This window comes from Kocuria sp., from assembly GCF_030538595.1.
Taxonomy (GTDB): Bacteria; Actinomycetota; Actinomycetes; order Actinomycetales; family Micrococcaceae; genus Kocuria.
The window spans coordinates 96,388-116,048 of the sequence record NZ_JAUNTS010000002.1 but is presented as its reverse complement, the minus strand read 5'-3'; the positions used below and the strand labels follow the sequence as shown (position 1 = coordinate 116,048).

Genomic DNA, 19,661 nt, shown 5'->3' with positions numbered 1-19,661 from the left:
AATAAAGGTTCATACATCCGAGGGCGGGGGCGGCGTGACATCTTGGGCTCGGCGCACGGCCTCCGTGAGCTCGGGCATGCGGCGGCGCAGCACCTCGATCTCCTCCGCGGACCACCCGGCCAGTTCATCGCCGAGTTCACGCTCCAGCGCCGCGAACATGGCTTTACCCGTGGCGGCAGCGCTGGGGGTGGCATTGAGCACGACTTCGCGGCGGTCCTTGTGGTCATGGTGGCGCACCAAATGACCGCGGTTGACCAAGCGATCAATCACAGCCGTGGCCGCCGATGCGGAAATCACCAATCGCCGCGCAATGTCCCCCGCACGCAAAGGAAGACCGCGGCGCTGCCCCGCCATCACCTCAGCCAAGGCATGAACATCCGAATGCGCCAGTCCGTAGGAACGCCGCACACCGTCGGCATAGCGCGAAGATTCCGTGGTGAAATCCTGCAACGCCAGCATGAGTTCACGGTGCAAACTTGCGGTGAACGTGCCCTCACCCGGAGCCGCTTCCAGTGGCGGTGTCGCAGATGTTTGCTCGGTGTCAGAACCGACTCCTGCACCTGAGCCAGCTCCGGCATCACCCTCCGGCTGGGCACGGGAGGGACGGCCAGAGGCCGTCTGGGCCTCACCGGATGCTGTTGCGGAAGGCTGCCCGGGCCAAGACGTGGGTTGGTTCTCACGCGAGGGGGTCATGTGCAGATCATAAACGCCAACCGGAAACCTGCACCGGATCGGGGCAGGTCAATGACACAAACCTGTGCCTGGTGAAGTAACTGCTCTCCGTGGTTGCACAGCGGCCCTCCGTGGTTTAACAACTGCTCCCGGTGGTTGAACAGCTGCCGCACCTGGTGGAACAGCTACCGGACTGATGGATCACCTGCCACACCTGGTTGAATGACCACCATGAATGTGAACTTCACCCGACTCTTGCGGACCGGGCTGTCGATCTACCGGCAGTTTCAACGACAACAGGGCCGTTCGGCGTCGTCCCGGACAGGAAACGGGCAGCCACCCCAAGCCACCTCCACCGTGAACTCTTCCGGAGCCGGCTCCAGAACGGAGCACCGTGGTGGCGGTGCTGCGACCACCGCTGCCGGGGGCGGCGATCACCAGCTGTCCCAGCCCTACCCGGGTGATTACCGTGGTCAAGTACGGGCCAGCTACGACCCCCACCCGGACGGCAAGGCCGACCCCGGTGAGATCGTGTGGACCTGGGTGCCGTATCAGGAGGATCATTCCCGCGGTAAGGATCGCCCGGTGCTGATCGTGGGACGCAACGGTCAGTACCTTTTGGCCTTGATGCTCACCTCCAAGGACCACAACAACGCGCGCACCCACGATGATCACTTTGTGGACATAGGTACCGGCGACTGGGACCGTGCGGGTCGGCCGTCCGAGGTGCGTGTGGATCGAGTCCTTCAAGTTCTGGAAGCAGACATTCGCCGCGACGGTGCCGTGCTGGGACGTGACCGATTTAACGCCGTGATCCAAGGACTTCAGTCCCGGTGACCCCACGAACAGGCGGGTTTCTGCTAGAGTTTTCGGCTGTGTGTCCGCGCTGATCGCCGGGCACTGCGGGTAGGACACCACACGAGCATCCCCACTCTCACGTCTCAGTCGGTGACACCGTCCGTTTGCCCTCACTGACCGATCACCGCTCACTCAAAGGAGTCATCTGTGGCAAATATCAAGTCCCAGAAGAAGCGCATTCTGACCAATGAAAAGGCCCGTCTGCGCAACAACGCGTACAAGTCCGAGCTGAAGACCTACGTCCGCCGCTTGGATGACGCCATCGCCGCTGGCGACAAGGACGCTGCCTCCACCGCACTGCGTGATGTTTCCCGCAAGTACGACAAGGCCGTTTCCAAGGGTGTTCTGCACAAGAACAACGCCGCCAACAAGAAGTCCGGCCTGGCAGCCCGCGTCAACGCCATGGCCTGAGTTTTCAGGTCCCGCACGTCGGTTTGAGCCCCGCACCCATCAGGGTGCGGGGCTCAAACCGTTCCGGCGCCATGTACGCATGCTGGCCCCGTGGCACTTCCCGTCCTGGCGCCGAGCTCCCACATATACGTCGAGATCCCACGCTATAGCCGGTGATCTCGCAGTCAGAGGGGAAGTCGACGTGCGGGCGGCGGGACGGTGCCGCAACGGAGTCGGGAGGGGCCCAGGCAGGCGGCCCGGAGTGGATACCGGGGGCTAGATGGCGTGGCGTCCGGAGAGCGCGATGGTGGTGATGGCTCGCTCCACGGCGTAGGCGGCGTCCCTGGACTCGCCCTTGACCTGAGCATCGGCATCTGCTACCGCGCGCAGCGCCGCCACCAGGTCCCGTTGCTCGAACCGGCGGGTTTCCTGCTGGGCTCTTTCGATCTGCCACGGAGCAGCACCCACTTTGCCGGCCAGTTGGTGCGCCGAGCCCCGCACGCCATGGACCGCTGCCACCAACCGGAGCTTGGCAGCCAGCGCCGCCACCATGGGTACCGGATCGGTGCCTGTGTCCAGGGCTTGGCGCCACAGTTTCAGCGCAATCTCCGAACGCCCAGCCAGCGCGGCGTCTGCCACCTTGAAGGCCGTGGCTTCCACCCGACCGCCGTAGTAGGTCTCAACATCGTCATACGTCACATGCTCCGGGCCGTCCGACAGCAACTGGGCGCAAGCTGCCGCCAGTTCGGAGGTGGAGGAGCCCACCGCCTCTGTCAGTGCCCGGGCGGCATCCGGTTCAATGCCACGGTTGTGCACCCGGAACTCATGGCGGACAAAATCCACTTTGTCACGGTCATTCTTCAGCGGGGTGCATTCCACCACCACGGCAGTTGCTTTCAGCGCATCCAGTAGTTTTTTCCCGCGCGTGCCCCCGCTGTGCGCAAATACGACGACGACCTCCGGGTCCGGGGCCTGCACGTAAGCCAATGCGTCCGTCAAAAGGTCATCGTTCATCTGGGCCAGATCTTCAATCACAATGACCTTGGCATCGTCAAAAAGTGACGGGCTGGCCAGCACGGCAAGCTGTCCGGCACCGTAGGTGGCGGCATCCAGTCGTGTGAATTCCACCGGACCGCGGTCCCGTTTGACCTCAGCGCGGACACGGTCCACAGCGCGGGCAGCCAGATAGTCTTCCTTGCCCGTGAGCAGGATCAGCGGCGCGGGGTCAACGTCACGCCAGCTGGGGCCGCTGGGCTGGGTGGCTGCACGTTTGCGTGGGGGCATGAATCTAGAATCCCACACCGCTCAGACAGAGCAGACTCAACCGTCTGAAAGCACTCGAAGTCACCCCACGACGCAAGACAACAAAGCGGTCATGGGACAGGCACAATCTCCAGTGCCGTGGACTCTGGCTGCGGATAAAGTCCAAAGGTTCCCATCTGATCCGTTCGCACCACCGCTGTCCCCCGCTGCGCCAGGTGATCGGTGATCACCGGATGGGGATGCCCGTAGGTGTTGCGGGCCCCCACGGAGATCATGGCCAAGGCCGGGGAGGCTGCGTCCACGATCTCCGTGCCGCCATTGCGGGCGCCGTGGTGAGAGACCTTCAGAACATCCACATCCAGGGCAGTGCCCTGACCTGCGCCGTGGGTGCGCAGGAGGGTGCGAGCGCCGTCGTTTTCCAAGTCCCCCGCGGCCAGGACCGTGGTGGTGGGAAAATCTGGGGGTCCCTGCACCTCCACCCGGATGGCAAGGGACGCATTGTTCTCCCCGGAGGAATCCACGGCGGCGGCCGGCTGGCCCGATGGTCCCAGCACCTCCACCCGAAGGCCCTCCCCCGTGAATTCGGCACCTGGAGCGGGCCGTTGGTCAGCCACTGCCCACCCGGCGATTTCATGGGGTGCTCGACCAGTTCCGGAGGACCACCACACCTGACCGATGTCCACGTACTGGTTCAGGCCAGCCGCACCAGCCACGTGATCGGCATGATTGTGGGTCAGGATCAACAGGTCCACAGCCGTGACGTGAGCCTGCCGTAAACACTTCCGAACAGCTGCGGGGTCCGGGCCGGCGTCGATCAACACCGTGGTGGATTCCCCGCCGGAGGTGCCGCGCAGCAACAAGGCATCGCCTTGTCCGACGTCGCACATCACGGCCACCCAGTCCGTTCGAGGCGCAGGTTTCCACCAGAATCCAATGGCCAGGACCGCCACCGTGCCCATCACAACGGCGGCAGCCAACACTCTGGGCCAACGGCGGTACAACAAAGCCGGATGCCCACCGCGGGGAGAGCGTGTGGTGTGGCCGTGCTGCGTGCTGCCGGTGGCAGTGCCTGTGCCTGTGCCTGTGCCTGTGGCAGATTCTTCACGTGATGCCGACTGGAGGGTTCCCGCCGAGATCCGGCGTGACAGCCGAGCATCCACTCTGTGAATCACCAGGATGGCCACGGCGCACATCAGAGCCATGGCCATCGGTCCCAACGGGGGCTCCCACCACGGCAGGACGGCCGCAGGTAGCCCGGCAAAGAATCTGGCCGTGGACCCCACAAACCACACGGGCCACTGCCCCACACCCAAGAAAATCTCTCCCACCAGATGACCGAAGGCCCAGGGCTGTCCACAGCACAGCAGCGCGATCAAACCGATGACGGTGATCACGGGTACCACCGGTGCCACCACGGCGTTGGCTGGAACCGACCAGAGCGCAACGGTGGGCGTGAGCAGCGTCAGGACCGCAGCGCACCACAGCTGCGCCACCACGGGAACCGCAATCATGGTGGCCACAAGCTGCGGCATGGCTGTGGTGAGAATCCGGATGAGGGGCCGGGCCGTGATGATGATGCCCGCGGTGGCACACACGGACAGCGCAAAACCGAAATCGCGCCCCCACCCAGGATCCACCACCAGTAGGCCACAGACCGCAACGCTGAGGGCTGCCAGGGAGGTTCCGCCCCGCCCTGTCAGAATGCCCGCTGCGGCCACGCCACCCATGACTGCGGCCCGGACCACGGAAGGGTCCGGCCCCACCAGCGTCACGAACAACACCAGAGCCAGCAGCCCCGCCAGGACACAGAGGCGCCTGCTGCCGCCCAGAGCCAGCACCAGATGCCCCATGAGGATCATGACCAACGCGCAGTTTGAACCGGACACCGCCGTGAGGTGCGTCAAACCCGTGTCCTTCATGGCCTGCTCCAGCGCTGGATCAAAGCCGGAACGATCCCCGTAGGTCATCCCCGGCAACAAACTGGCGGCATCCGCTCCCAATGAGGAGCTGCCCGCCATGAAACGCCGCTTGGAGACCTCCAACCAGGACATCAACCCGCCCCGTTCCACGGAGCCGATCACCTGCGGTGGGCTGCCGGCTCGGAACTTCACCTCGCCTCCCGGCCCGGTCACCACCGTGACCACGGCGGTCGCCACATCACCCGGGCGGAGCGCACGCCACCCGGTGTCCCGAGCAAAGACGGTGGCGGGTAACCCATCGCGGGTCCGTACGGGCACCACCACTCCGCCGTCGGCCTCGCCCCGATCTTGCACCCACTCGGGGGTGGCCCCACCGTCACCGGAGCTCGTGCCACGGTTGGAACCAGGGGTGGTGTTCGCCGAGGCAGTCCACACCACGGGCCGGTCCACAATCTCCACTTCGAGCCGAGCCATCCTCCCGTCAGCGGTCCCCTCCGCGGAGCCACCATTAGCCATTGGCTCATGGCCGCTGCGGTCGCTGGCAGGTGTTCCCACCAGCTGTGCCACGGCGTGAGCTGCCTCGGCCTGCCGATGAACACTCACGGCACCAACGCCCGTTGCCACAGACCCGCACACCACTGCTCCGGTGATCAGCTGCCGCCAGATGTGCCTGTGCCGTCCACGCCGCAGTCTTGTGCTCAGAACGCCCAGGACGAGTCCCACCAGTGCACCGGAACAACCCAGGCCGAGCACCACCAGAACCACCGTGACCAGCATCCGCCCCGTCAGATCTGGTGCCTGCGGATTCGGACCAACCCAGCCCGCAGTCAGGACCAACGAGCTTCCCCACGCGGTCAGGGCAGCAGGCACCAATCGTAGGTCCAGGGTGGGTCGCGGCGCCGCCCGGAGGTGTTCCGCCTCCAGCGTCCGCGTACCCGCCCGGCTCATACCGTGACCAACGGTGTCAACGCGGAGAGCATGGCGGGCCCAATACCTGGGACATCATCCAATTCAGCCACGCTGCGGAAGCCACCAACCTGCTCCCTGTGGTCAATGATCCGCTGCGCCATCACCGGGCCCACCCGGGGCAAGGTCTGCAATTCGGTGACCGTGGCGGTGTTCAGGTTGATCAGACCGGTCCCTGCAACACCTGCACTGCCCCCGCCGTCAGGGCTTCCTCGTCCTGCACCAGCCTGTGCCGAATTGACCGGACTGTCTGCGGGCGTGACCGGCTGCCCTGGTCCCGGTCCGGACTGGGCCAGTTGGCGGTCACCTTCGGCGTCGGGAATCAGTATCTGGGCACCGTCAGAGACCGGCGCTGCCAAGTTCACGTGATCCACCACTGCGCCGGGGGTCAGGCCGCCCGCGGCTTCAACGGCGTCCTGAACCCGACCGTCCCCGGGAACGGAAACCACCCCGGGCCGCTGAACCTGGCCCACCACGTGCACAAACACTGTTTCCGGGGTGGTGGAAGCCCCACCGGAGGCGGCGCCGTGCTCCTGCACGCGGTCTGACTGTGCTGGGCCTGACTGCGGTGGATCTGCGGAGGATTCAGTGACTGAACCCACAGCAGAACCACTCTGGGAGTCGCCCGGCGAGCCCACCCCCACGGAGGCCACCGCGGCGGAATTGTGGTCCGTGGCCCCTTCAGAGTTTGGCCACAGCACACTCAACGCCACCGCCCCCATGGCCACCACCACCAAGACCACAGCCGCCCACGGAAGTCGCCACCGCACCGGGGCCCGCCAGGCAGAGTGGTCTTGTGAGGGGGGCTGCGCCGGTTCCTCTCCTGTTTCCGCAGCTTCAGCCTCCAGGAGCCCACGCAGCCGCTCCACCGGTTCATCCGGGTCCAAACGACGTCTACCGCGATGGCTCACAGGGCTCATGGCGCAAGCGTTGCACCACGCCGCCAGCTCTCAGCAGGTCAAACTCACGTTGTGGATGCCGTCTCCCGCCTCACCGGAATGTCAGCGCGGCTGTGGAGGCACCGCGGCGCGGTGACGGACCACGGCTGCTCGCACCCCTATGCCCACGTGTGCTGCCAGAACGGGCGGGATCTCCACCACCCGGGCTGTGGCTTGCGGTGCATAACGCTCGATCAGGTGCTCAGCCAGATCGTGGGCCGAATCTGGGTCCGCCAAATGATGCACCACCAGATCGGGCTGGCCCGATCCACCCTCATGGGTCTCCGCTGCGAACACAGGCGCAGCCATGGCCTGCTCCAGAGACCCACCCACCAGCGCCCTGAAGCGAGCCACAGCCTTGACAGCGGTACGCGGCATTTCAGCCACCGTCAATCGTCCGTCCTGAACCGTCAACAGTGGCTTGATCTGCAGCATGGAACCCAGACGCGCCACCGACGGCGCCAGCCGCCCGCCCCGTTTGAGCTGGTCCAGTGACGGCACATACAAAAACACGTGATGCGCACCCGCCTGATGGGCCGCAGCTGCCACAGCAGCCATGTCGCCGCCCTCACCTGCCGCGGCCCAGGCAGCCATCACCGCGTAGCCCTGCGCCATGGCCACCGTGCGGGTGTCAACCACCGTGACCGGGATGGGGATGCCCTGCCGCGCTATCCGCGCCGAGGACACTGTTCCGGACAGTTCGGCGGAGAGGTGCACAGAGACAATGCCTTCATAGCCCTCATCTGCCAAGTCCTGATAGGCCCGCCGGAACTGCCCCGGTGATGGCCGGGAGGTACTGACCCGGCGTCCCTCCGCCAGAGCCACCAGGAGGGACCGGGACAGATCCGGTTCCCGTGAGTTGGCCACGGGAGCAAAGATTTGATCGTCCACCACAACCGGCATGCCGACCACAGTCAGGCCAGATGGTGACGTGGCACCGGTGGGATCATCGGAGAGCCATTCCGGGGGCAAGGCGGCGGCGTCGTCAGTGACCACGGCAATTCGCCGCATCCCATCACCGCCGCTCGGCCGTGCCCCAGACTGCCTCATGCCGGCACCTCAGATCACAAGGTTGACCAGTTTGGGGGCGCGAACGATCACCTTGCGAACGGGAGCGTCCCCGATCAGATCCTGAATCACGGGAGAGGCCAGCGCGCGCTGTTCCAGTTCTACTTCGGTGATGTCCACGGGAACTTCAAGGCGATCTTTGACCTTGCCCTTGATCTGCACCACGGCCGTGATGGTGTCATCCACCAGCAGGGCCTCCTCCACCGCGGGCCACCCCGCCCGCAGCACGGCGTCGTCATGTCCCAGGCTGTGCCACATGTCCTCCGCAGTATAGGGGGCCACCAGGGAGAGCAGAATGGCCACAGCCTCCACCCCTTCCCGTACCGCTGGATCAGCGGGCCCGGCACCGGAGTCAATGGCCTTGCGCAACACATTGACCAGCTCCATGGTCTTGGCGATCACCACATTGAATTTGTGGTTCTCCAACGACGACGCCGCGTCCGCCACCGCACGGTGCGTGGCCTGCCGCACGTCCACCGCGCCGGTGGTGGCATCCGTACCGGGGGCCGAGGTGACGTCCTGCGCCAGACGCCACGCCCGCGCCAAGAACTTCTGGGCACCAGCGGGGGAAACATCGGCCCAGTCGACGTCGTCCTCCGGCGGGGAGGCAAAAACCATGGTGAGCCGTACGGCGTCAACACCGAACTCATCCAGCTGTTCACCAAGGTCAACTCCGTTGCCCAAGGATTTGGACATGGCTTTGCCGCCGTTGAGCACCTGGCCCTGATTGAGCAATCGCTCAAAGGGCTCCGTGTGGTCGATCAAACCGAGGTCAAAGAGCACTTTGGTGAAGAACCGTGCGTAGAGCAGGTGCAGGATGGCATGTTCCACACCACCCACGTACTGATCCACCTGACCCCACCGGCGGATTGCCTCCGGGTCAAAGGCCGCATCATCGTCCTGGGGTGACACGTAGCGCAGGAAATACCAGGAGGAATCCACGAACGTGTCCATGGTGTCCGTGTCCCGGGTGGCCGCACCGCCGCAGGAGGGGCAGCTCACATTGACCCAGTCCGTGGCAGCAGCCAGCGGGGACTGGCCCTTGGGCGCCAGTTGCTCACCGCGCAAGTCATCCGGCAGACGCACCGGCAACTGGTCCTCCGGGACGGGAACCTCACCGCATTCCGGGCAGTGAATGACGGGGATGGGGGCGCCCCAGAACCGCTGCCGGGAGAGCAACCAGTCCCGCAGGCGGTAATTGATCGTGGCTTCTCCCGTACCGGCCTGTTCAATCAACTCAATGGCTTTGGTGATGGCCTCAGCCTTGGCCAATCCATCCAGCGGCCCGGAGTTGATCAGCGTGCCCTCACCGCTGGTGGCCACACCACTGACGGCGGGATCATCTTCTCCGGTGTCCAGCACCGCGCGCACTGGGATGTTGAACGTGCGTGCAAAATCCAAGTCGCGTTGATCATGAGCCGGCACGGCCATGATGGCGCCCGTGCCGTAATCCGCCAAAACATAGTCAGCAGCCCACACGGGCAGCTTCTCCCCGTTCAACGGGTTCACGGCATGGCGGCCCAGGAACACGCCGGTCTTTTCCCGGTCCGTGGATTGCCGCTCAATATCGGACAGCGCCTTGACCTGTTCCCGATAATCGCGCAGTTGATCGGATTGCTCCGGCGTGACCAGCTCTTGAGCCAGATCAGAATCAGCGGCCACCACAAAAAACGTGGCGCCGTACAGGGTGTCCGGGCGGGTGGTGAACACGGTGACATCGCGCGCTCCGGCCGAGCCCGGGGCGTCGTCGATGGCAAAGGTCACGTGAGCACCCTGAGACCGGCCGATCCAGTTGCGCTGCATGGCCAGAACACGCTCGGGCCATTTGCCCTCCAACTGGCCCATGTCTTCCAGGAGACGATCCGCGTAATCCGTGATGCGGAAATACCACTGATTCAGTGCCTTTTTGGTCACGGGTGTGTGGCAGCGTTCGCAGGCGCCGTCCACCACTTGTTCATTGGCAAGAACCGTCTGATCTTTGGGGCACCAATTCACCGGGGAATTCTTGCGGTAGGCCAGGCCCCGTTTGTAAAACTGCAAGAAGAGCCACTGGGTCCAGCGGTAATACTGCGGATCTGAGGTGTGCAGTTCACGATCCCAGTCCACGGCAATGCCGTAACGCTTGAAGGAAGCCTTCTGCGTTTCAATGTTTTTGTAGGTCCACTCCGCGGGGTGGACGTTGCGCTTGATGGCAGCATTTTCTGCGGGCAGACCGAATGAGTCCCAGCCGATGGGATGGAGGACGTCAAATCCGCGCAGGTGCCAGTAGCGGGCCACCACATCTCCCATGGCAAATGCTTCCGCATGCCCCATGTGCAGGTCACCGGAGGGGTAGGGGAACATGTCCAGCACGTAGCGCCGCGGCTTGGAGCCATCATCCACGGGACGGAACACCCCCTGGCGCTCCCACCACCCGGCCCATCGCGTTTCAAGCTCGGAGGCGTTCCACACCTGGGGGGTCTCCGCCGCGGTGGAATCGGTACCGGTGGTCTCCTGCTGCGTGCTCACGTGCCTCGCCTTCAAGCTGTGCGTTGTTCAGACCGCGCCATTCTAGCCCGGACACGCCCACGCCATGGCCCGCGCCCAGCACCCATTCAGCCCGCGTCCCTAAACTGTGATTGACCGCCTGCCCATCAGGACGGGCGGACTCATACGCCACGTGAACGTGAAAGGAATCCATGCTGGAGAATCCGCGAGCCGAACGCCGCAGTATGCGCCTGGACGGCTACAAGGTCCGGTACTGGTTTTACGACGTCGACACCCGCCGCAAGCCCCTACTGGTCATGGTCCACGGTTTCCGCGGTGATCACCACGGGCTGCAATTGATAGCGGATGCTTTACGTGACCGTTATCACGTGGTCATTCCTGATCTGCCCGGATTTGGGCTTTCGGAACCTTTTCCGGAAGGTCATGGGACGGACAGCCTGCACAATGTGAACAACTATGTTCGGTTCCTGCGCCAGTTCATTGAACGGTTGACGGACGGTGCGGTGAACCCGCAGGCCGATCACGGCCTTGCCCTACTGGGCCACTCCTTTGGCTCCGTGATTGCCGCACACCTGGCCGCTGAGCACCCGCACATGGTGCAGCGGTTGATTCTGATCAATCCCATCAGCCAACCGGCGCTGACCTCGGACAACGCCGTGGCTTCCTCCATCGCAGACGCGTATTACTCGCTGGGGGCCAAATTGCCGTTCGGGTTGGGAGACAAGCTGCTGCGCAGCAATGCCGCCACGGATGTGATGAGCCGGGAAATGACCACCACGGATGACCCGGACATTCGTGAATACATCCTGCTGCAACACCGCGCCTATTTTGGCAGTTACGCGCAGAATCGCGTGATCCAGGAGGCCTACCGGGCCTCCACGGAGGGCACCGTGGCTGAGGTGGCTCCCGTTCTGTCCATGCCCGTGCTGATGATCACCGGCGGTAAGGACCCCATGGGCTCCCCCGAATCTCAGCGGCGAATGGCCGCCTGGATTCCACGACGTCGCCACGAAGACTTCCCGGAGACAGGTCACCTGATTCACTACGAAAAAGCCACTGAAGTAGCGCATCTGGTGGATGACTTCTTGACCGGGCCTGCACCGGAGCCCGTGGAGATTCACGATCATCTGCCCAGCCTGGACACCGCCACACCCAATACGTCCCAGCTGACTCAGTTGCTACCCGTGGTCAAACGCCGGAAAGGACACTGAACCCGGTGGCCGCCACCGATTTCACGCGTTTGGTGCTTGATGCCCGGTACGTACGGGTGGGAGCACACGACGGTATTTCCCGCTACATCACCGGCCTCAGTCACGGATTGGCTGCCATTGCGGATTCCCGGCCAGACCTGGAAGTGCGGTTGATGGTCTCCGACCCCCGGCAACTGGACAAACTGCCGCAGTGGCCGTGGTTCCTGGGGCCAGATCCGGTGTCTGTCAAGGAGGTGGTGACCGGTCAGGTGTTGAATCGACAGAGACCGGACGTGGTGTTCTCCCCCATGCAAACCATGGGTGCCCTCCGGCGCCGGTTCGGTTTGATCTTGACCTTGCACGATCTCATTTACTATGACCACCCCACCCCGCCCGCCGATCTGCCGGCGCCTGTACGGGCGGGATGGCGACTTTTTCACAAGAGCGTGCTGCCCCAGCAACTGGCCCTCAACCGTGCGGATGCCGTGGCCACGGTCTCAGAAACCTCCGCCCGGCTCATCCGTGAACGCAGGCTGACCAAGCGGCCGGTTCACGTGGTGCCCAATGCTGCGGATGCCGCGGAAGTTCTCTCCATCGAGATGGCCCGGCAACGCTTTCAAGAGCGCAGTCAGTCCGCCGAGCGCAACCTGCTCTACATGGGGTCCTTCATGCCGTACAAGGACGTGGAGACTCTGCTGCGCATGGCAGCGCTGCTACCTGATCACACACTGCATCTGGCCTCCCGGATCACCCCCGAGCGCCGTCGCCAACTGAGTGCCCTGGCACCGTCAGCACGGGTGATTTTTCACGACGGCGTGGATGACCCCACCTACCGTCGTTTGCTCGGCGAAGCCACCGCTTTGGTACATGCCTCCAGGGCTGAGGGTTACGGGCTACCCCTGATGGAAGCCCTCAGCGCCGGCACCCCGGTGGTCTGTTCCGATACGGAAATTTTCCGCGAAGTGGCAGGTGATGCCGCCCGCTACGTTCAGGTGGGGGACGCACCGGGGTTTGCCGCTGCGGTTCGAGAGTTGGAGGACCCCAACGTCAGTTGGGGCATGATCCAACGGGGCTTGGTCGTGGCTCGGCGCTCGTCCTGGGAGGCCTCCGCGCGGGAGCTGCTGGCCGCGGTGGACGCCGTGCGCCACCACCGCCTCCGCGCCCAAAAATAGCGGCGCCTCACAGGAGATCCGCTACATCACAGCGCACGTTGACCGGGGCAAAACGCCGCAGTGCAGAGGCTTCCGCGCGCGCTGAGCGCAGCCTCCCGGTCACCTCCGCGGCCAGTGCATAGGGAAAGAACAGCAGGGTGCGATGATCCTGCTCGGTCCCGCTGTTCCCCATCCCGCTGTCTCCCACCCCGCTGTCCCCCAGGGGGGCGGGGCCGATGACCCGGATGCCGCGTTCGGTGCCGTCGTGCTGCAGTTGCTCCACGTTCAGCAGTTGCATGAACTCTCCCAGTGCGGCCGCCGGGCCCGTGAGGGCTGCACAGCGCACGGCGGGCGGTAGTTGCAGGGCACGCCGCTCCCCCAGCTCACGCACGGCGTGGCCGGCTGGATCCCAGCGGATGAGCGTGTTGACCGCCTGAACGTGTTCAGAAGTGACCACCACGGTGCCGCCCGTGGCGCCCGACTGCACCAAGGCGGAAGCCTCAAACCACCGGTGCAGGGTCTCTTCCTCAGCCCGCAAGCCGGGACGCGAGAGCATGCGGTCGCCATCCAGCAGCAAGGCGGCAGCGTAGCCACGCTCAGCCCACGGTTCGGCCCCCGGGGTGGCCACCACCAGAGCCGGCTCGGAGGTGACCGTGCGGCGAACATGGTCCCCGGAGGATGCGATCACCGGGATCTGAGGAAAGGCCCTGCCCAGTTCCTCCGCTGTACGGTGAGTGCCCACCGCAGTTGTGCGCCAGCGGGTACCCGAGCACACCGCGCAGGACCAGGCCAAGGCCTCCCGAGAACACCAGCCACACACCGGAAGCCCGCCGTGGTTGGTGATTTTGAGCGGCCCTTCACACACGCTGCACCGCGCTGGTGCCCGGCAGCGGTCGCAAGCGATGCTGGGCACGTAGCCCGCACGCGCCACCTGCACCAGTACGGGACCACGTTCCAGGGCTTCGCGCGCAATGCGAAAGGCGGTTTCCGGAAGACGGGCCCGACCAGCCAGGGAGTCCCGTCCGGCATACCAGGAGTCAGCGGTGGCCACAATGCGCGGCATCCTGCGCCGCAGGGCGTCACGGTGGGGGTACACCGCGGTGGCCCACCCTGTGTCCACCAGGCGTTGCGCCTCCGGGGTCACGGTGTGGGAGGCGAACATCAACCCCACGCCCTGGTGCTCGCTGCGCAGCAGCGCAACGTCGCGCGCGTGATGGTACGGGGCACGCTGCTCCACCAAGTTCGAGTCCGAGTCATTGACCACCACGATCAAACCGAGATTGTGTACCGGTGCCCACACCGCAGGTCTTGTGCCCAGAACCACGGTCCGTTGTCCGTGCAAGACCTGCATGAAGGCCCGGTAGCGCGGTGTTGGTTTGTCATCGCTGTGCAACCGCGCAACCGCATCTGGGCTCACCAACGCCTGGACAGCGCTCTGCAGACGGTCCAGGGTCTTGGCATCCGGGACCACGGCCACCGCACCCTGTCCTCTGAGGTGGGTGGCCGCCATCGCCTGAGCCACCAGGTCCAGGTACGAGTGTTTTGGCTGCCCTGGCATGGCTTGCAGAACAGCCCGCACCGGAGGATGTGCTGCTTCCGCACCGGAGGTGTCCGCGTTGAGGTGGTCCCACACCTCCGTGCCGTTGTGGTAATCGGCCCAACGCAGTGCCGCGGCCTCTTGCTCGGCCACGTCCTCGAAAGCCCCTACCGGGTCCGGGCCGGTGGCATCCCGTGCTGCGGTGGCCTCCCGTGCTGTGGTGCCATCCCCGGACTCCAGCTCCTCAGCGGCCAGAAGTTCCCCGGTCCCCGTGAGTTCACCGGTGGTCTTCTGCTGATCAGACGACGCCGGTTTGGCTGCGGCTTTCTCCACGGCGGCCACGCGGGGCGGAATGGCCGCCCGCAAGACATCCGGGACCAACCCCGCCGTGCGTGCAGCCACCAGCCGTGCCACCTCCAGAGTTTCCGGGGTCAGCACGGGACATGCGGAAATGACGCGCTGCAAAGGCTGCAACCGATCCCTGGAAACCTCCGAATCTACTGCACGTTCAATGAGCCAACCCATCATTTGCTGGCCGCCAAAGCGAACTCTCACTCGTGTACCGGGCTGCGCCTGATCCGCCAGATCTCGTGGCACCCCGTAGTCAAAACTACGGTCCAGATGTGGGACGTGGCTTTCCAAGATCACACGTGCAACCGGTAACTCCTCGGCCAGATAGGCCGGGGTGTGATCGTGTCCCGCGGCTTTGGCCTGTCCCCGGCGGGCAGCGGCCTGTCCGCTACGGGCAGCGGCGTTTCCCCCGCGGGCAGTCGCCTGTCCACTCTTACTTCCAGCACGAGCGGTACCGGAATCGCCCCTCCGTGGACCCGGAAGATCCAGCAGCTCCAACTGTTCCGCCCCGGTTTCCGGGACGGAGTCAGTGGAATCCTGGGGCAAGGGTTCAGGCATTCACAGCTGCGCGCAGCGCCTCAGCGCGGTCCGTGCGCTCCCACGTGAAATCGGGATCGGTGCGGCCAAAGTGGCCTCCGGCGGCAGTCTTGGCGTAGATGGGTCGTTTGAGATCCAGATCCTCAATGATGGCCAACGGGCGTAGATCAAAAACATCCAGCACGGCCCGCTCAATGGAGGCCGGGTCAACTTTTTCCGTGCCGAAGGTGTCCACGTATACGCCTACGGGTCGCGCCTTGCCAATGGCGTAAGCCACCTGAGCCTCTGCCCGGTCTGCCAAACCTGCCGCCACCACGTTCTTGGCCACCCACCGCATGGCGTAGGCCGCAGAGCGGTCCACCTTGGAGGGATCTTTGCCGGAAAACGCACCGCCGCCGTGGCGGGCCATGCCGCCGTAGGTGTCCACAATGATCTTGCGCCCGGTCAGGCCCGCATCCCCCACCGGTCCACCCGTGATGAAGTTCCCGGCCGGATTGATGATCACCTTGACATCGGTCAGATCCAGCCCGGTTTCTTCCAGCACCGGCACAATCACGGATTCGCGGAGGTCATGGCGCAGCTGCTCCAGGGCATAACGCTCCACATGTTGGGAGGAGACCACCACGGTGTCAACGGCCACCGGTGTCAGGCCGTCATAGCGCAATGTCACCTGAGTTTTGCCGTCGGGACGCAGATCCTCCAGGACCGCCGCTTTGCGCACCCGGGTGAGCTGTTCGGCCAGCCTGTGCGCCCAGTGGATGGGGGCCGGCATCAGGGCCTCGGTCTCATTGGAGGCGTAGCCGAACATGATGCCCTGGTCTCCGGCACCTTGGGCGTCCAGGGGGTCCTTGGCCGTGCCTTCTCGGGTTTCCAGGGAGGTGAAGACGCCCTCGTAAATCTCCGGGGACTGCTCCCCCACGGAGATGGAGACCCCGCAGTACTTGCCGTCAAATCCTTGAACCGAGGAGTTGTACCCGATGTCCAGGATGGTCTTGCGCACAATGGAGGGAATCTCCACGTAGCCCCGGGACTTCACCTCACCGGCCACGTGAACCAAGCCCGTGGTGGCCATGGTCTCCACGGCCACGGAGGAGTCGGGGTCGCTGGTGAGCAAGGCGTCCAGGATCGAGTCCGAAATCCGGTCACAGATTTTGTCCGGATGGCCCTCCGTCACGGATTCGGAGGTGAACAGGCTGGTGCGCCCGGGCGCGAGCTCCGCTTGGCGGGCTGAACCGGATGAGGATGCAGGGCTGAAAGTCACGAGCACCAGGGTACCCAACCCCGCAGACAGTTCAGCCCCGCCGCCCACCACGGCGCAGCCTTGGACAGCAGTCAGCTCAGTTGGCCAGAGGTCAGCTCAGGAGGTGCCCAGGAGCCTGCGGATCTGCGCGGTCAGTTCCCGGGCGACGTGATCCTTGGAACCCTCCACAGTGACCGGTGGGGTGCCGTCCGCGGCCAGAATGGTCACGGCGTTGGTGTCCTGTCCGAACACCAAATCCGTGCCCACCTGGTTGACGCACAGCAGGTCACAGCCCTTGCGAGCCAGTTTGGCTTGGCCCAGGGAGACGGAATCATGGTGGTCGTCACCGGTCTCCGCCGCAAAACCCACGATCACCTGAGTTCGCCGCTGCCCTTGATCGCCGTTCTGTTCCCGCGGCTGAGCTTGCTCCCGCTGCTCAACCAAGCCGCGCAGGATATCCGGATTGCGCACCAGATGGATCACGGGTGCCTCTGATTCATCCGCGGTTTTCTTGATCTTGCTGGTGGCCACCTGCGCTGGACGGAAGTCGGCAACGGCTGCTGTCATGACCACAATGTGGGCTTCCACCGCCCGTTGCTCCATGGCGGTTTGCAACTCCACAGCCGAACCAACACGAGTCACTGTGAACCCTGGGTGCTGGGGCCCAGCTACTCGCTCAGCAGGTAGTGGCACGTCAACATGGGCAGCCACCAGCTCCACCGCGGCACCGGCCGCGGCAAGGGCCCGCGCCACCGCAATGCCTTGCTTACCGGAAGATCGGTTGCCCAGGAAGCGCACGGGATCCAACGGCTCTTGGGTTCCGCCCGTTGACACGACGGCGGTCACCCCGCTGAGCGGCCCACTCACCGATGCACCACTCACCAGGGCCAGCGCCGCATCCCGAATGGTCTCCGGCTCCGGCAGCCGACCGGGACCGGAATCTTTGCCCGTCAGCCGCCCCTCCGCTGGTTCCAGGACAGTGTGACCATGCTCCCGCAGAACCGCCACATTGCGCTGTACGGCCGGGTTAAACCACATTTCGGTGTGCATGGCAGGGGCAAACAGCACGGGAGCCCGGGTTGCCAGCAGCGTGGTGCTCAACAGGTCATCCGCATGGCCGTTGGCAGCCCGCGCCAATAAGTCCGCCGTGGCCGGAGCCACCACGATCAGGTCAGCAGCCTGTCCCTGTCCCACGTGATTCACGGTGGGCACTCGATCAAAGACCTCAGTGCTCACTGTCTCACCGGAGAGAGCTTCCCAGGTGGCAGCCCCCACAAACTCCAATGCTGCGCGGGTGGGGATGGGCACCACATGGTGTCCTGCTTCCGAGAAAAGACGAAGGAGCATTGCAGCTTTGTAGGCTGCAATGCCCCCTCCTACGCCCAAAACGATGCGCATGGTGACTGTTCAGACGATCTCAGAGATCTTCGTCAGAGACGTCCGCCTGCTCAACAGCAGCCTCAGCATCCGGAGCCAGCTCTTCAGCGGGCAATTCGCCACCCTCCTGGCTGGCCTGCGTTGCGGAGTCGTCAACCGTCAAGGTGGTGTCCGAAAAGACCATGGAGGAATCCAGGTCCGAGTCCGTGCCAAAGAAGTCCTCACCGTAAAAATCGGTGGACCCGGCGGCGGTCTCCGCCACCAGCTGGCCGTTTTCGGAGAAGCCTGCGGTCTCCACTGCGCTGGAGTGGATCAGACCCTCGTCGATCTCCCGCAGAGACACGGACAGGGACTTCTCATTGAGATCAACATTGACCAGCGGGCCAACGTATTCAAAGAGGCCTTCGTGCAACTGCGAGTAGTAGGCATTGATCTGCCGGGCACGGCGCGCGGCAAAAATGACCAGGCCGTACTTTGAATCGGACTTGGCCAGCAGGCGATCAACCGGCGGCTCGATGATGCCCTGGTTCTGAATGGACAAAAGATTGCTCCCAACCATGTGGATGTCTGTGAGCGGCTTCAGGATGCACCGGGAGTGGGGTCCAGACCCATGAGTTCAACCAGTGCTGCCGCAGCGGCCTCAACCCGGTCATTAACCACGGTGTGGTCGAATTCGGATTCAGCCGCGAGTTCTATCTTAGCGGTTTCCAAGCGCACCCGCTGTTCCTCCGCAGTTTCGGTACCCCGTCCGGTGAGACGCAACACCAAATCATCCCAGGTGGGTGGCGCCAGGAACACGAACTGCGCCTCCGGCATGGAGGAGCGCACCTGCCTGGCTCCCTGGAGGTCAATCTCCAACAGCACCTTGCGGCCTTGCGCCACGGCATCCAACACCTTTTGCCGCGGTGTTCCGTAGCGGTAGGAGTTGTGCACCACGGCCCATTCCAGCATGTCGCCGGCCTGCACCAGACGGTCGAATTCAGCGTCATCCACAAAGTAGTAGTGCACCCCGTCAATCTCCCCGGGCCGCGGATGGCGCGTGGTGGCCGAGACCGAGAGCCACACCTGGCGGTAGTGATCCCGCACAAAGGTGGAGACAGTGCCTTTACCCACGGCGGTGGGGCCCGCCAAGACCGTGACCGAGGAGGCACCACCGGATTCCTGGGTGACGGGTTCTGGGTGGGCTTGGGACACAGGAAGACCTTTCGGGACTCTGGTGGAACGCGGAAGTCTGGCGGAATACCGGTTCAGCGTACCGGTTGAACGGCTGTGGGCGCCCTCCGCGTCGCTGCGGAGGGCGCCCACAATCGGTGACGCTGGTGTGGATCAGTTGTCCAGGTACTCGATCAAGGCCTTGCGCTGGTGCACACCCAGGCCCCGCACACGGCGGGTCTTGGCAATACCAATCTCCTCCATGATCGCGGCCGAACGCACCTTTCCAATGCCCGGAGCGGACTCCAACAGGTCAGAAACCTTGAGGCGGCTCAGCGCCTCCTCCTCCTGAGCACGCTCCAAGATCTTGGCCACCGTGATCTTGCGATCCTTCAGCGCCGCTTTGGCTTCGGCACGAACTGCCCGAGCCTCCGTGGCCTTCTTGCGTGCCGCTGCACGCTCGTCATCGGTCAACATACGCAGTGCCATGTTGTTCTTCTCCCTCTCTGGTTCATGCGGATCTCGGGCCCACGGTTCGACCAGAACCGAATGGATCCGCTACCAC

The 19,661-nt window shown here is 64.4% G+C and carries 16 protein-coding genes; 4 read left to right on the top strand and 12 right to left on the bottom strand.

Translation table 11 applies throughout. The features are described from left to right. Nucleotides 1-9: 9 nt before the first annotated feature. The gene (locus Q4G32_RS02795) at nt 10-693 is read right to left on the bottom strand and encodes a MarR family winged helix-turn-helix transcriptional regulator (protein WP_303349130.1); all 684 of its coding nucleotides are present in this window, start codon (nt 691-693) and stop codon (nt 10-12) included. Nucleotides 694-894: 201 nt separating this feature from the next. Between Q4G32_RS02795 and Q4G32_RS02790 the strand changes: the two genes are divergently transcribed. Both Q4G32_RS02790 and rpsT read left to right on the top strand, forming a co-directional pair. Further along, a complete protein-coding gene (locus Q4G32_RS02790; protein ID WP_303349129.1) occupies nt 895-1,509 on the top strand; it encodes a type II toxin-antitoxin system PemK/MazF family toxin in 615 nt (204 codons plus the stop codon). A gap of 168 nt (nt 1,510-1,677) precedes the next feature. Then, nucleotides 1,678-1,941, top strand: a complete 264-nt coding sequence (rpsT, locus tag Q4G32_RS02785) for a 30S ribosomal protein S20 (protein WP_303349128.1) — start codon at nt 1,678-1,680, stop codon at nt 1,939-1,941. A 255-nt stretch (nt 1,942-2,196) separates the two neighbouring features. Here the strand turns inward: rpsT and holA are convergent, their stop codons facing one another. The 5 genes from holA to leuS form a co-directional block, all read right to left on the bottom strand. Continuing rightward, a complete protein-coding gene (gene holA / locus Q4G32_RS02780) occupies nt 2,197-3,204 on the bottom strand; it encodes a DNA polymerase III subunit delta (RefSeq protein WP_303349127.1) in 1,008 nt (335 codons plus the stop codon). An 89-nt stretch (nt 3,205-3,293) separates the two neighbouring features. Further along, complete coding sequence (locus tag Q4G32_RS02775) at nt 3,294-6,050, bottom strand: ComEC/Rec2 family competence protein (protein WP_303349125.1); 2,757 nt, start codon at nt 6,048-6,050, stop codon at nt 3,294-3,296. Continuing rightward, on the bottom strand, nt 6,047-6,988 hold the full coding sequence (locus Q4G32_RS02770) for a helix-hairpin-helix domain-containing protein (protein ID WP_303349123.1): 942 nt from the start codon (nt 6,986-6,988) through the stop codon (nt 6,047-6,049). Before Q4G32_RS02770 ends, Q4G32_RS02775 begins: the two co-directional genes overlap by 4 nt. A gap of 81 nt (nt 6,989-7,069) precedes the next feature. Then, nucleotides 7,070-8,056, bottom strand: coding sequence for a DegV family protein (locus Q4G32_RS02765; RefSeq protein ID WP_303349122.1), 987 nt, complete (start codon nt 8,054-8,056; stop codon nt 7,070-7,072). A 9-nt stretch (nt 8,057-8,065) separates the two neighbouring features. Then, complete coding sequence (gene leuS, locus Q4G32_RS02760; RefSeq protein WP_441327454.1) at nt 8,066-10,525, bottom strand: leucine--tRNA ligase; 2,460 nt, start codon at nt 10,523-10,525, stop codon at nt 8,066-8,068. Nucleotides 10,526-10,752: 227 nt separating this feature from the next. On the opposite strand from leuS, the gene Q4G32_RS02755 reads away from it, so the two are divergent. Together Q4G32_RS02755 and Q4G32_RS02750 are read left to right on the top strand one after the other, a co-directional pair. Beyond that, nucleotides 10,753-11,772 (top strand): alpha/beta fold hydrolase, encoded by a 1,020-nt coding sequence (locus Q4G32_RS02755; RefSeq protein ID WP_303349120.1) that lies wholly within the window; start codon nt 10,753-10,755, stop codon nt 11,770-11,772. Between the two features lie 5 nt (nt 11,773-11,777). Beyond that, nucleotides 11,778-12,923: a glycosyltransferase family 4 protein gene (locus tag Q4G32_RS02750; RefSeq protein WP_303349119.1), complete on the top strand. Its 1,146-nt coding sequence runs from the start codon at nt 11,778-11,780 to the stop codon at nt 12,921-12,923. A gap of 7 nt (nt 12,924-12,930) precedes the next feature. Here Q4G32_RS02750 and Q4G32_RS02745 read toward each other — a convergent pair whose 3' ends face one another. From Q4G32_RS02745 to mihF, 6 genes are all read right to left on the bottom strand, one after another. Then, complete coding sequence (locus Q4G32_RS02745) at nt 12,931-15,348, bottom strand: primosomal protein N' (RefSeq protein ID WP_303349117.1); 2,418 nt, start codon at nt 15,346-15,348, stop codon at nt 12,931-12,933. Beyond that, nucleotides 15,341-16,519 (bottom strand): methionine adenosyltransferase, encoded by a 1,179-nt coding sequence (metK, locus tag Q4G32_RS02740; protein ID WP_303349266.1) that lies wholly within the window; start codon nt 16,517-16,519, stop codon nt 15,341-15,343. Before metK ends, Q4G32_RS02745 begins: the two co-directional genes overlap by 8 nt. Before the next feature lie 165 nt (nt 16,520-16,684). Continuing rightward, entirely contained in the window at nt 16,685-17,965 is a 1,281-nt protein-coding gene (gene coaBC / locus Q4G32_RS02735; protein ID WP_303349116.1) for a bifunctional phosphopantothenoylcysteine decarboxylase/phosphopantothenate--cysteine ligase CoaBC, read from the bottom strand. Nucleotides 17,966-17,984: 19 nt separating this feature from the next. Next, nucleotides 17,985-18,485 carry a DNA-directed RNA polymerase subunit omega gene (rpoZ, locus tag Q4G32_RS02730; RefSeq protein ID WP_303349113.1) on the bottom strand — a complete coding sequence of 167 codons (501 nt, stop codon included), beginning with the start codon at nt 18,483-18,485 and terminating at the stop codon, nt 17,985-17,987. 38 nt (nt 18,486-18,523) lie between these two features. Then, nucleotides 18,524-19,138 carry a guanylate kinase gene (gmk, locus tag Q4G32_RS02725; RefSeq protein WP_303349111.1) on the bottom strand — a complete coding sequence of 205 codons (615 nt, stop codon included), beginning with the start codon at nt 19,136-19,138 and terminating at the stop codon, nt 18,524-18,526. A gap of 132 nt (nt 19,139-19,270) precedes the next feature. Continuing rightward, a complete protein-coding gene (gene mihF / locus Q4G32_RS02720; protein WP_303349110.1) occupies nt 19,271-19,585 on the bottom strand; it encodes an integration host factor, actinobacterial type in 315 nt (104 codons plus the stop codon). Nucleotides 19,586-19,661: the final 76 nt, after the last annotated feature.

Excerpts from the sequence above, each read along its gene's own strand:
- Q4G32_RS02765 (WP_303349122.1), bottom strand. The coding sequence starts at position 8,056 with ATGAGGCAGTCTGGGGCACGGCCGAGCGGCGGTGATGGGATGCGGCGA.
- Q4G32_RS02745 (WP_303349117.1), bottom strand. The coding sequence starts at position 15,348 with ATGCCTGAACCCTTGCCCCAGGATTCCACTGACTCCGTCCCGGAAACC.
- Q4G32_RS02755 (WP_303349120.1), top strand. The coding sequence starts at position 10,753 with ATGCTGGAGAATCCGCGAGCCGAACGCCGCAGTATGCGCCTGGACGGC.
- holA (WP_303349127.1), bottom strand. The coding sequence starts at position 3,204 with ATGCCCCCACGCAAACGTGCAGCCACCCAGCCCAGCGGCCCCAGCTGG.
- Q4G32_RS02775 (WP_303349125.1), bottom strand. The coding sequence starts at position 6,050 with ATGAGCCGGGCGGGTACGCGGACGCTGGAGGCGGAACACCTCCGGGCG.
- mihF (WP_303349110.1), bottom strand. The coding sequence starts at position 19,585 with ATGGCACTGCGTATGTTGACCGATGACGAGCGTGCAGCGGCACGCAAG.
- coaBC (WP_303349116.1), bottom strand. The coding sequence starts at position 17,965 with ATGCGCATCGTTTTGGGCGTAGGAGGGGGCATTGCAGCCTACAAAGCT.
- Q4G32_RS02795 (WP_303349130.1), bottom strand. The coding sequence starts at position 693 with ATGACCCCCTCGCGTGAGAACCAACCCACGTCTTGGCCCGGGCAGCCT.
- Q4G32_RS02770 (WP_303349123.1), bottom strand. The coding sequence starts at position 6,988 with ATGAGCCCTGTGAGCCATCGCGGTAGACGTCGTTTGGACCCGGATGAA.
- Q4G32_RS02790 (WP_303349129.1), top strand. The coding sequence starts at position 895 with ATGACCACCATGAATGTGAACTTCACCCGACTCTTGCGGACCGGGCTG.